The organism is Proteiniphilum acetatigenes DSM 18083 (genome assembly GCF_000380985.1).
Lineage (GTDB): Bacteria > Bacteroidota > Bacteroidia > Bacteroidales > Dysgonomonadaceae > Proteiniphilum > Proteiniphilum acetatigenes.
This window is the reverse complement of the sequence record NZ_KB905694.1, coordinates 316,432-328,553: the sequence shown is the minus strand read 5'-3', so window position 1 is coordinate 328,553 and position 12,122 is coordinate 316,432. Positions and strand designations below refer to the sequence as shown.

The 12,122-nt window shown below is 42.3% G+C and carries 12 protein-coding genes; 9 read left to right on the top strand and 3 right to left on the bottom strand.

Annotated elements, in window-relative coordinates; all coding sequences use genetic code 11:
* Window positions 1-5 precede the first annotated feature (5 nt).
* From F597_RS0105715 to flxY, 3 genes are read left to right on the top strand one after another with little or no spacing between them, the layout of a single operon-like run.
* Window positions 6-1,502, top strand: a complete 1,497-nt coding sequence (locus tag F597_RS0105715; protein ID WP_019538764.1) for a phytoene desaturase family protein — start codon at window positions 6-8, stop codon at window positions 1,500-1,502.
* Between the two features lies 1 nt (window position 1,503).
* A complete protein-coding gene (locus F597_RS0105710; protein ID WP_019538763.1) occupies window positions 1,504-3,180 on the top strand; it encodes a C45 family peptidase in 1,677 nt (558 codons plus the stop codon).
* Between the two features lie 2 nt (window positions 3,181-3,182).
* Window positions 3,183-4,478: a flexirubin biosynthesis putative acyl-CoA ligase FlxY gene (gene flxY / locus F597_RS0105705; RefSeq protein ID WP_019538762.1), complete on the top strand. Its 1,296-nt coding sequence runs from the start codon at window positions 3,183-3,185 to the stop codon at window positions 4,476-4,478.
* On the opposite strand, the gene F597_RS0105700 is transcribed toward flxY, so the two are convergent.
* Both F597_RS0105700 and F597_RS0105695 read right to left on the bottom strand, forming a co-directional pair.
* A complete protein-coding gene (locus F597_RS0105700; protein ID WP_019538761.1) occupies window positions 4,456-4,983 on the bottom strand; it encodes a gamma carbonic anhydrase family protein in 528 nt (175 codons plus the stop codon). The genes flxY and F597_RS0105700 overlap by 23 nt on opposite strands.
* Before the next feature lie 6 nt (window positions 4,984-4,989).
* Entirely contained in the window at window positions 4,990-6,780 is a 1,791-nt protein-coding gene (locus tag F597_RS0105695) for an aminopeptidase P family protein (RefSeq protein ID WP_026327163.1), read from the bottom strand.
* Window positions 6,781-7,006: 226 nt separating this feature from the next.
* Here F597_RS0105695 and folB point away from each other — a divergent pair, with 226 nt between their 5' ends.
* The 6 genes from folB (at window position 7,007) to F597_RS0105665 (ending at window position 11,339) form a co-directional block, all read left to right on the top strand.
* Complete coding sequence (folB, locus tag F597_RS0105690) at window positions 7,007-7,360, top strand: dihydroneopterin aldolase (protein ID WP_019538759.1); 354 nt, start codon at window positions 7,007-7,009, stop codon at window positions 7,358-7,360.
* Window positions 7,361-7,826: 466 nt separating this feature from the next.
* Window positions 7,827-8,660 (top strand): LPS export ABC transporter ATP-binding protein, encoded by an 834-nt coding sequence (gene lptB / locus F597_RS0105685; RefSeq protein ID WP_019538758.1) that lies wholly within the window; start codon window positions 7,827-7,829, stop codon window positions 8,658-8,660.
* A 7-nt stretch (window positions 8,661-8,667) separates the two neighbouring features.
* Complete coding sequence (gene ruvX, locus F597_RS0105680) at window positions 8,668-9,105, top strand: Holliday junction resolvase RuvX (protein WP_019538757.1); 438 nt, start codon at window positions 8,668-8,670, stop codon at window positions 9,103-9,105.
* A gap of 70 nt (window positions 9,106-9,175) precedes the next feature.
* Window positions 9,176-9,736, top strand: coding sequence for a peptide deformylase (gene def, locus F597_RS0105675; RefSeq protein ID WP_019538756.1), 561 nt, complete (start codon window positions 9,176-9,178; stop codon window positions 9,734-9,736).
* Between the two features lie 196 nt (window positions 9,737-9,932).
* Window positions 9,933-10,334, top strand: coding sequence for a hypothetical protein (locus tag F597_RS0105670; RefSeq protein ID WP_019538755.1), 402 nt, complete (start codon window positions 9,933-9,935; stop codon window positions 10,332-10,334).
* 174 nt (window positions 10,335-10,508) lie between these two features.
* Entirely contained in the window at window positions 10,509-11,339 is an 831-nt protein-coding gene (locus F597_RS0105665) for a hypothetical protein (protein ID WP_019538754.1), read from the top strand.
* 12 nt (window positions 11,340-11,351) lie between these two features.
* Here F597_RS0105665 and F597_RS0105660 read toward each other — a convergent pair whose 3' ends face one another.
* Window positions 11,352-12,101 (bottom strand): RDD family protein, encoded by a 750-nt coding sequence (locus F597_RS0105660; protein ID WP_019538753.1) that lies wholly within the window; start codon window positions 12,099-12,101, stop codon window positions 11,352-11,354.
* Between the last annotated feature and the right edge of the window lie 21 nt (window positions 12,102-12,122).

The window sequence follows — 12,122 nt, the reverse complement described above, 5'->3', positions numbered from 1 at the left end:
GTTTTATGCAGAAATATGATATCGTCATTATCGGTAGCGGATTGGGTGGTTTGCTTTGCGGCGCAGTGCTATCCAAAGAAGGTTATTCGGTATGCGTACTTGAGAAAAACGCCATACCGGGCGGTTGTTTTCAGGGATTCAGACGTTTCGGACGAACACTTGATACTGGTGTGCACTACATCGGGAGTATGGACGAAGATGAGCCATTGAACCGTTGCTTTTCCTACCTTGGTATCATGAACGAGATAAAACTTGTACGATTGGATGAAGATGGTTTCGATCGGATTGTATATCCCGATAAATCATATTCCTATGCCATGGGAGAAAAGCGGTTTATTGAGACACTTGCCAAAGATTTTCCTGACGAAAGGGAGAACCTGCAACGTTATATGAAAGTGATCTCGGATATTGCAAGTGCCGTCACAGTGGAGGGCTTCAGAAAGGGTAGGATTTCAACGTCAAACCTGGATATTTTTTCTCTCTCGGCCTGGAAAACCATTGCCGGGATCACTCAAAACGAGCGTCTTCGTCACGTGCTTTCAAATCCTGCCATGCTTTACGGAGGCGATAAGGGGGTGTCCACATTTTATATTCATGCTATGACCACATCGTCATACCTGCATGGCTCCTATCGTTTTGTCGGGAGCAGTATGCAACTGACCGATGCCCTCGTGCATAAGATTGAAAGTAACGGCGGAAAAGTGATCACCCGAGCCCAGGCTACAGCTATTCGTTGCGACCAAAACATTGTAAGTGGTGTGGAAGTGAATAACAGTGAATTGATTCAGGCAAAGAATGTCATTTCTACGATGCATCCGATGAAAACGCTCGAAATCACCGACAGAACCACTAATATTCGTAAGGCGTATCTGTCGAGACTGAGTGCGTTGCCTAATTCTTATGGTTTTTTTACGGTGTATCTGATTAAGAAGAAAAATTCTTCAAGGTATATCAATCACAATATTTATTTTTATGCTGACGGGCAGGATGCGTGGCACAGAACATCGTTTCCGGATGATAAAGGTGTGGTTGGTGTACTGACGTCGATGCGCCCCAGCGAAGAAGATCTCCGCTATACCAATGTGGTAGAGTTGCTGACGCCGATGCTTTACAGAGAAGTGGAACCGTGGAAAGATACGCTTTACGAGCGGCGTGGCGATGATTACAGGCAATTCAAAGAACGGAAAACCGAAGATATTATCCGGTTTGTGAGACAGTTTGATCCTGATATCCTGGACAATACGGAACGGATAGTGACTACCACTCCGCTTTCGTATCGCGACTATACCGGTTCACCGGAAGGTTCGGCATACGGTATAATGAAAAATTACCAGAACCCCCTTTCCACACTTATTCCGATACGGAGCAAGGTGAAAAATCTCATGTTTGCCGGACAAAATGTGAACATGCACGGCGTACTCGGGGTTACACTCACTTCTCTGCTTAGTTGCAGCGAGTTATTGGGCGAAGAATATCTGGCAAAGAAAATAGGAAACAGTTGATATGCACCTCCTGATGAAAATATTGAAATGGTTGGCAATCGGATTTATAACTTTGGTGATAATCCTCATTGCAGGTTCGTATATTCTCTACTCCACGGCTGACATGAAACAACCCGATCTGGACGTGTCCGATCTATCTGACCTTCCGTTTTCCATCACCGACAGTCTCCGTTCGTACGGAGACAATACGCTCATCCTAAACCGGCAAGGTCTCTGGGAATTATATGTGAAGGGTACACCTTTTGAAAGAGGAGTGGCTATTGGACGAATTTCGGAAGATCTGCTTTATTATCAGGAAAAAGTGTTTGTGGATGAAATCAGGAAAATCATCCCTTCGGAAAAATACCTGAAATTCCTGCGTTATTTCCTGGTCATTTTCAACCGCAATTTGGGTAAACAGGTGCCCGAAGAAAACCGCGAAGAGATTTACGGTATTTCACTTTCGTGTACAGACGAGTTTGACGCCATCGGCACACCCTACGAGCGTCAGCTCAATTATCATGCTGCACACGACATCGGACATATGATGCAGGCATACATGTTGGTGGGATGCAGTTCGTTTGGCACCTGGGGGAGTGAGAGTGCCGACTCCATGTTGATTATCGGGCGAAATTTCGACTTTTTCGTGGGAGATGATTTTGCCAAAAACAAAGTGGTGGCATTCTATAATCCTGATGAAGGCTATAAATTTGCATCGGTTTGCTGGATTGGGATGACAGGCGTGCTTTCGGGAATGAATGAAGTGGGACTCACCGTTACTATCAACGCTTCACAGGCGTCTGTGCCTATCGGTTCTGCGACACCTATTTCGATCCTGGCGCGCATTATTTTGCAGTATGCCGGCACTATCGATGAAGCCTACAGAATAGCCGAATCTCACAAAACATTTGTGGCTGAAAGCCTGCTTATCGGTTCTGCAAAGGATGGGAAAGCTGTAATTATCGAGAAATCACCAGATAAAATAGGCATGCACCAATCATCGTCCGGGCGAATCGTATGCACGAACCATTATCAATCCGACGTTTTCAGGAATGATCCGAAAAATGTGGAAAATATCCGTACGACGGACAGCGATTACCGTCTGCACCGAATGAACGAATTACTCGATCGCGCCGGAAAGGTCAACTATCAAAAGGCTGCCGGGATCCTAAGGGATACACTGGGCCTGCAGGACAAACTTATCGGACTAACCAATGAAAAGGCTATTAACCAGTTTATTGCTCATCACTCGATGGTTTTTAAACCACAGGAATTAAAAATGTGGGTTACCACCTCACCATGGCAGATGGGTGAATTTGTGATGTATGATCTGGGTGAAATTTTCGGGAAAATGGATAGTGCAAAAATTACTGTTTCCAGTGTAGATACTGATCTGACAATTGAACCTGATGCCGGGCTCACTTCAGGTACTTACATCCGGGTACAGGATTACCGTCGGTTGAAGGATGAAATTAGTAACGCCATAAAACAGGGAGAAACAGTCGATTCAAAGAGGTTGGAAGTATTCCTGCAAACCAATGCCGAGTATTTTTACACCTATGAACTGTTAGGGGATTATTACTTTTCACAAGATAAACCTGCAGAAGCGCTTAGTTACTGGCAAACGGCATTGACAAAGGAAATTCCACGACTGGGAGATAAGGAAAATATTGAGAAAAAGATCAGGAAAAACAACTAAAAATGAAACATCACACGCATATTCAGTTTGAAACAGAAGATACCATCAAGAAATTTCAAGAGAAATTACTGGTAGAAAATATCGAATATCTGGCAGCACGTTCACCATTCTATCAAAAGATGTTTACCGAAAACAATATCGATTTTCGGAAAATTCAAAGGCTGGAGGATTTGCGTTTGTTGCCCACTACTGATAAGGTAGATCTGCAAAAATACAATCAGGATTTTATCTGTGTGGAGCGATCGGAAATAATCGATTACGTCACTACATCCGGCACATTGGGTGAACCGGTAATGTTTGCACTGACCAATAACGATCTCGACCGGCTGGCTTATAATGAGTATCTCTCATTTTCCACTGCTGGTTGTTCGGCTGACGATGTGATGCAACTGATGACCACACTCGATCGCCGGTTTATGGCCGGATTGGCATATTATATGGGTGCACGTCTGCTCGGTGCGGGAATTATACGTGTAGGTAACGGAATTCCCCAATTGCAATGGGATAGCATTCGTAGTGTGAAGCCCACATTTTGCATGGTAGTGCCTTCATTTCTACTGAAACTTATTGACTACGCCGAGCAGAATGGCATTGATTACAATGCAAGTTCACTAAAGAAAGCCATTTGTATCGGCGAAAATCTCCGGAATCCTGATTTTACGCTGAATACACTGGGACAACGCATCCATGAAAAGTGGCATGTACCTATGCTTTTGAGTACCTATGCCTCAACCGAAATGCAGGCATCGTTTACCGAATGTGAGCACCAGAACGGAGGACATCTGCAACCCGAACTGATTATCACCGAATTTCTGGATGATGGCGGAAATCCTGTCCCGGAAGGTGAACCCGGAGAAGTCACTATTACTACGCTGGGTGTTACGGGTATGCCACTTCTGCGATTTCGGACGGGAGACATTTGCTGTCATTACACTTCACCTTGTACATGCGGCAGAAACAGCATCCGGTTGAGTGCCATTGTGGGGCGGAAAGGACAACTTATCAAATTCAAAGGCACTTCGCTCTATCCGCCAGCACTTTACGATATACTCGACAATATACCGCAGATAAAGGATTATATAATAGATGTCTATACCAACGATCTGGGTACTGATGAGATCGTGGTGCGTGTGGGTTGCGAACACCCTTCGGAAAAATTTGAAAAGGAGCTGAAAGACCTCTTCCGCTCCCGTGTGCGGGTAGCACCCACTATTCAGTTTGCTTCACCCGAATACATCGCCAAAATCAAATATCCCGAAACGAGCCGTAAGGCCATTAAGTTCGTGGATCTGAGGTGAACCAACTCGCGTACATTAAATAGTTGCCGGCTATTTTCTGGTTCATCTCTTTGGATTGCTCCGGATCGACCTTCTTGACGAATTTGGCCGGTACGCCGGCATAGATACTACCCGGTTCTACCTGTGTACCACTGAGCACTACGGAACCTGCAGCGATAATAGCGCCTTCACCTACCACAGCATGATCGAGTACGATGGCTCCCATCCCGATGAGTGCACCATCCTTCACTTCAGCACCGTGGATGACTGCATTATGACCGATGGATACATCGTTACCAATGATAGATACCGATTTCTGGTATAAGGTATGAATGACCGTACCGTCCTGCACATTCACTCTATCTCCGATACGGATGGAGTTCACATCGCCGCGCAGTACGGTATTGAACCAAATGCTGCAATCGCGGCCGATGATCACGTCTCCAATGATAGTGGCATTTTCTGCCATATATGTGTTTTCGCCGATTTCGGGTGTGAAGCCGCGAACTGATTTTATAAGGGGCATTGTTTCTTATATCGCTTTTGTTTTACGTTTCAACCATACTCTTTCCTCTTCGTTGAGATATCTCTTAAGTTTCCGGTATACCATCTTATGATAATTATTGAGCCATTTAATCTCTTTTTTTGTGAGCAGTTTCTTCGTAATCGGCTTGGTATCGATAGGACAAAGCGTGATGGTCTCAAAATTATAGAAAGTACCGAATTCTTTGGTCTTCTTATACTCTTGCGTAACAATCAGGTTCTCGATACGGATACCATATTGATTGGCACGATATATTCCGGGTTCATTGGAAGTGACCATTCCCGGTATGAGTTGGGTTGGGTTTTCTTCCAGACGGATGCTTTGAGGCCCTTCGTGGACATTAAGGAAATGCCCGATACCGTGTCCGGTACCGTGCCAGTAAGTGAGTTCGTTCTCCCACAGTGCTTTTCTGGCAAGAATATCGAGTTGCGACCCGCGTGTTCCTTCGGGATAGATAACGGTAGCAAGGGCAATATGTCCTTTGAGCACCAGGGTATAATCTTTTTTCATCTGTCGGCTCAACCTGCCGACAGTCACCGTACGGGTGATATCGGTCGTCCCGTCTTTATACTGGGCACCGGAGTCGATCAGCAGTAATCCTTCGGGTTGCACCTGCAGGCAGGTTTCGGGAGAGGCATGATAATGAATAACGGCTCCATTCCCGGCATATCCGGCAATAGTTCCGAAACTCTCTCCTACAAAGAGATCCTGTTGTGAACGATACTCGTACAGTTTTTCCTCTACGGTCACTTCAGTCACTTCTCCTGCCGGAACCGCTCTTTCCAGCCACATATAGAATTTCACGAGGGCCACACCATCTTTGATCATGGCGTTCCTGAACCCTTTCAACTCTGTTTCGTTTTTCACGCTTTTCATCAGATCCACCGGCGACGGCACGTCTACGATCCTGCATGAAAACGGAATAGTTTGTAGCAACTTGTAATTGATTTTATTACCGGTGATACATACAGAGCTGTTTTCGGGTAGTCCGGCAACATATTCGAAAATATCATTGTAATCGGTAATCTTGATCCCCTGTTTTTTGTAAGTTTCACTTACTTCTTCGGATAACTTCTCCGGATCGATAAACAATACTGTTTCTTTCCCCGATACGTAGGCATAGGCAACAGCTACCGGGTTGTAATCTACATCGTTTCCACGTAAGTTGAAAGTCCATGCCACCGCATCGAGGGTCACAATGATCAACCCATCTGCATCCACTTTTTTCAACTCGGCATTGATGCGTTTAATTTTGCCTGGGACCGATTCTCCGGCTACTGTATCCGGCAAAGTGAAAGCTTCATTCTTAGGGATTTCCGGGCGATCGTTCCATATTGTCGCAAAAGGATCGAGAGAGGTTTCCAGCCGGATACCTTTTGCATCGAGTTTTGTTTTTAACGCTTTTGCCTCGGAAGCCGCGTAGACCAACCCGTCGATTCCTACCGTTCCACTATTACCGGCCTGTTCGATAATCCAGTCCGTCATATCGGGTGTGCCGGATTGTCCCATTTTAAACAACTCGAATCCAGTATCTTTCAATTCGTCGGCAGCCTGTAGGAAATAACGCGAGTCGGTCCATACACCTGCTTTCTTTTTGGTTACCACAGCCGTTCCGGCCGAACCGGTGAAGCCGCTGATCCATTTCCTGGATTCCCAATGTTTGGGCGGATATTCACTCAGATGGGCATCGGTGCTGGGAACGATGAATACATCCAGTTGTTTCTCCTCCATAAATTGTCTTATGGCTGAAAGTCTTTCGGGGATTTCGTTTGTCTTCATTATCGCAGATTTTTTTGTATTTTTATAGAATATAGGATGCGCCTCGGGCAAATTCAAACAGTTTTTTTGTCTCTCGGCTTTCACTATATTTGTAGAATATAAGATGCGCCTCGGGCAAGCTTAAGCAAGCTTGGCTTACCTCTCGACTTTCATTATATTTGTATTTAGATCAACAAAAATAACGAAATGTTCTTACATTTGAACTATTAAAAACGAGAATAAATTAATGAAGACATCCATCGAATTAAAAAATATGCATTTTTTTGCCTATCATGGTGTGTTGGAACACGAGACAATTCACGGAAACAATTTTTCCGTGACATTGCGGTTTTCAGCCGATTTGTCAGAGGCCTGTCTCAGCGATGACGTGGCGGATACAGTCAATTATGCGGAAGTGTATGATCTGATAAAAGAGGAAATGGCAAAACCTTCCAGATTGATCGAAAATGCAGCATACCGTATTTTACGGAGAGTAAAGGAGGCGTTTCCTCAGATCGAACGGATTGAAGTGAAGTTGGCAAAAATGAATCCCCCCGTAGCCGGTCGGATGGATTATTCGGCAATCACTATTTCAGAATAAAAATTAAATATTTTAATTGTATGAAAATTAATGTGGCATTTGACCAATGAACCCGGTTGGGCATTTTATCGTCATTGTTACCAATGGGCCACAATAAAAGTATGTTGCTTTCAGGTAACATGTAAATTTCCACTCTTAAAACTGTGAATTTTATAACCTTTCTATTATCTGTGTCTCCTATCTTCCAACTTTTTCCTAACTTTCCATAATATAGGATGTGCCTCGGAAAATCTCAACAAGTTAGTTGTTTTGAGTCGCCTTCGCTCCTCGATTTCCAATTCTACGCTCGACATAGTCAAAACAAATTTTGCCTCTGTGCTCGCTTATCGAAAACATTCAACGAGTTAGACTTTTCCTACGTTCGGCAAAACGAGTAAACTCGTTCTGCTCTCTCTTAACGGAAAAGTTCAAGCAAGCTTGGCTTTTCTCTCGGCTTTCACTATATTTGCAGAAATATTTCGAGTAAATGGACGAGACGAGAGATGACATTGTACCCGGCGCCAAGACCGAAGAGCTGGAAACAATAGCAAAGGAAAGCCAGCAGCAGGAAGAGTCGCTGACGTTGCGTACCGAGAATCTGGTGAAGAAATACGGCAAACGGACGGTGGTGAATCATGTCTCTATTGACGTGAAGCAAGGGGAGATCGTCGGGTTGCTAGGCCCTAACGGAGCAGGTAAGACTACCACTTTCTATATGACAGTGGGGTTGATTGTGCCGAATGAAGGTGAAATATTTATTGGTGAGCGGAATATCACCCGCTTTCCGGTCTATAAACGTGCGCAGAACGGAATTGGTTATCTGGCACAGGAGGCATCTATCTTCCGGAAAATGACGGTGGAGGATAATATCAAATCGGTATTGGAATTTACCGATAAATCACCCCAGGAGCAAAAGAAAAAGCTGGAGAGTCTCATCAGTGAGTTCGGACTTGGAAAAGTGAGAAAGAATACGGGTGATCGTCTCTCGGGTGGTGAACGCCGTCGTGCGGAGATTGCCCGTTGTCTGGCTATTGATCCGAAGTTTATTATGCTCGATGAACCGTTTGCCGGTATCGATCCTATAGCTGTGCAGGATATTCAGTCGATTGTGGCCCAGTTGAAATACAGGAATATCGGTATTTTAATTACTGATCATAATGTGGATGAGACGTTGAGTATCACCGATCGTGCTTACCTGCTTTTTGAAGGAAAAGTGCTGTTTCAGGGGACAGCCGAGGAGCTGGCGGCCAATCCGGTGGTAAGGGAAAAGTATCTGGGCCGTGACTTCGAGTTACGCAAGCGTACGTTTGACATTCAATAAATTGATAATGGGTCGGCTTCTATCTATCGATTACGGGAAAAAACGTACCGGCTTGGCGGTAAGTGATCCATTGCAAATCATTGCCAACGGTTTGACTACAGTGGAGACATCCAAAATTTTCGATTTCCTGAATGAATATCTTCAGAAGGAGGAGGTGTCGTGCATCGTGGTAGGGCTACCCAAACAGATGAACAATGAACCTTCGGAAAATATGAAAAGGGTAGAGCCTTTTGTAAACCGATTAAGAAAATTATATCCGCAAATTTCCGTGGAATATTGGGATGAGCGATTTTCATCCAAAATGGCCGAGCAGACAATGAGGGATGCCGGACTGAAAAAGAAAGACCGTCAGAATAAAGAGTTGGTTGATGAAATCAGTGCTGCTATCATCCTGCAGGGATATATGGAGAGCAGGAGGATGCAAAATGATTTGTTGATTAAATGATTTGCTGATTGATGATAAAACTAGAAACTAAAATTGCCTCAACGAGAATCAATATTGATTTTAAAAGATTATGATTTTACCTATATATATTTACGGACACCCGGTTTTACGAAAAGTGGCACAGGATATCGATCCGGAAAATTATCCCAATTTACAAGAGTTGATCGACAATATGTTCGAGACCATGTACGGTGCTGACGGGGTTGGGCTTGCCGGCCCGCAGGTGGGACTGGAAGACCGCATCTTTGTAGTGGATCTTTCCCCGCTTGCCGACGAAGAACATCCTGAGTTCAAAGATTTCAAAAAAGCATTTATCAACGCTCATATTATTGAACGGGGAGGGGAGTTAGTGTCCGCCGAAGAAGGATGTCTGAGTATTCCCGGTATTCACGAGAAAGTATCCCGTGAAGGTGAGATCCGTATTCAGTATATAGATGAAAACCTGCAACCACGTGATGAGACCTACTCCGGCTATATGGCACGTGTAATCCAGCATGAATATGATCATATAGAAGGAATATTGTTTATCGATAAGATTTCGCCGCTTCGTAAACGAATGGTCAAAGGGAAACTTGCCAATATGGAAAAAGGGAAAGTAGCTTGCGAATACAGGATCAGAACAGTGAGATAATTCTGTGCACTATTGAGAAATATCGATAATTATTTTATTTATATTACTTCTGGTTTTCTTTTTGTTTGATATATAGTACCTTATGAAAAGGTAATATAACCTTCTTTCTATTGATTATACCAATTCTATTTCGATCTTTGTATTATCAAAAATAGCTGTTGTAAATGACCTTAATGTTAAAAATAAATTTTATTGTATGAAAACAAAAACATTTTTTCTCACACTGTTGCTGATGACAACAAGTTTTATTTTAGGCGCTCAGAGTTTAGAAGGTACATGGAAATCGTTAGAGAGTTCAGGTCGTAATTCACCTGAAGGGTATACTACTTTGAAGCATATAACGTCCACTCATTTTATTTGGACGATGTCTGATAAAGATGGAAATATAATTTCCGGTGCAGGAGGAACTTATACCCTGAAAGATGGTATTTATACTGAAACTATCTTATATACGTTACCGGGAATGCAAAACTGGAAAGGGAAAAATGCTGTTTATGAGGTGAAAATAGAAGGGAAAAGAATGTCAATTTCAGGATATCTTGAATTTGACCAAAACCAGAAAGTAAAAAATTCCGAAAATTGGGAAAGAGTGGAATAATTTGACTGTGTAAAAACACACGATTCGGATGTGAGAGTTCTGAATATCGCATATTGTATTTTAATATCTGTTCATTTTTGTTTTGGGAGTATTTGTGAAGAAAATATTCCCAAAACGAAAGTGCTTAGGAGTGAGTGTGTTCTTTCCCGGGATTCTTTATATCTGCGTAAAGGAATGGAGTTTATAGAAAAATTGGATTATGATTCAGCCGCCATTTATTTACTGAAAAGTGCTAACTCTGATAATATTCCGATAAAGACTGAATCATATTTATATTTGAATTTTATAGAAACCCGGCTTCAAAACTATGATATCGCTCTAAATTATCTGGAACAATATCATAAAAATGCAATGCTCCTTTTTCACCGTTCCCTGGAAATTGAAGATTCGGTTCGAAACCATAAAGAAAATATAGATAATATAATTTATTCTATAAATCGTCAGAATAAAACAAGACTTTACGTTGTTATTTTTTTATGTGTAATCTTATTAACTATCATCCTTTTAATGATATATCTGCAGCATAAAGGATTATCTGTTTTTTCTAAAAGGAAAAAAGCTGAATTAGAGAAATTGAACTCAACCATTCTATCAAAAAAAGACATAAATCAGTCATTAAGCTACAATACTTATCTTTTACAGGCAGAGATATTTAAGCAAACTACAATTTATGCAGAAATTAAAGAACTTGAAAAACAGGATAAGAGCAAAAATATTAAAGTGTTGACTTATGAAAAGCAGGATCATCTACAACGAGAACTCGATATCCTTTTTGAGAATTTTCAAAAAGATTTACGTTGTATTGATGCCAGGCTTTCGCAAAATGATATTAAATTATGTTGTCTTTCATTGTTGCCTATAAGTTCTTTCGGAAAAGCTTTGTGTTTTGGGTCTACAGAAATTAACGTAATCAAGCAACGGAAATATTACATTAAAAGGAAAATGACAGAGGAATCTGATAATACATTGCTTTTTGATTTTATATTCTCAGCCCGAAAAGAATAAAGGGAGTAATATTTATTTCGTCTGTTCGCCGGTATAATAGTTATAGTCTTCGATTACTTTCCGGATAAATTGTTCCCGACTGGAGAATTTATTCTCTATACGGAGTACCTCTTCTATTTTTGTCGTAAGCTTTTCCATTAATACCATGTCCCTGTTTTGGATGGCATCGAGGGCGTTTTCTTTGATGATGCGCATATCGTTATCGTTAAATTGCAGTATCTGTGTCCTTGAAAAGTAAGGCTGGTAATCCCCCCTTATGTCAGCCAGGATCGTGTGAGACAGGTTGTATTTCGATTTTTCAGAAATGACGGCTGTGCCTGCAGCCAGGTCGCCCAAACGTTGCGTGTGCCTGGTCAGCAACATAGAGAGCACACCAGGCATAAACCCCATGTCAATATCTACCAGCCTGAATATCCACCGTGTAAAATAATCACTAAAGGACGCCTGATAACCATCGATTTTCACTACACGCGTTTTAACCAAAATTTTCCCGAGGGTTCTTCCTTCCATTAAACTCTCGCTTAGAAGCGAATAAAATGCAACGGGTGAGTATATTGCCAGAAATAGCGCAATCTGTCCCCACGTTTCCATATTGATGAATAAATCCAACAATTTCAGGTATTTAAATAAGTAATATATGCTTATAATGTAAGAAGCCTTTACTATCATATCGATGATATAGCCCAGCATCCGTTCGCCTACCGATGCCGGAATAAAAAAAAGCGGTACATTTTGTGTAGTAGTAATGTATAACTTTGACATTTTATAATTAATTTAGCGAAC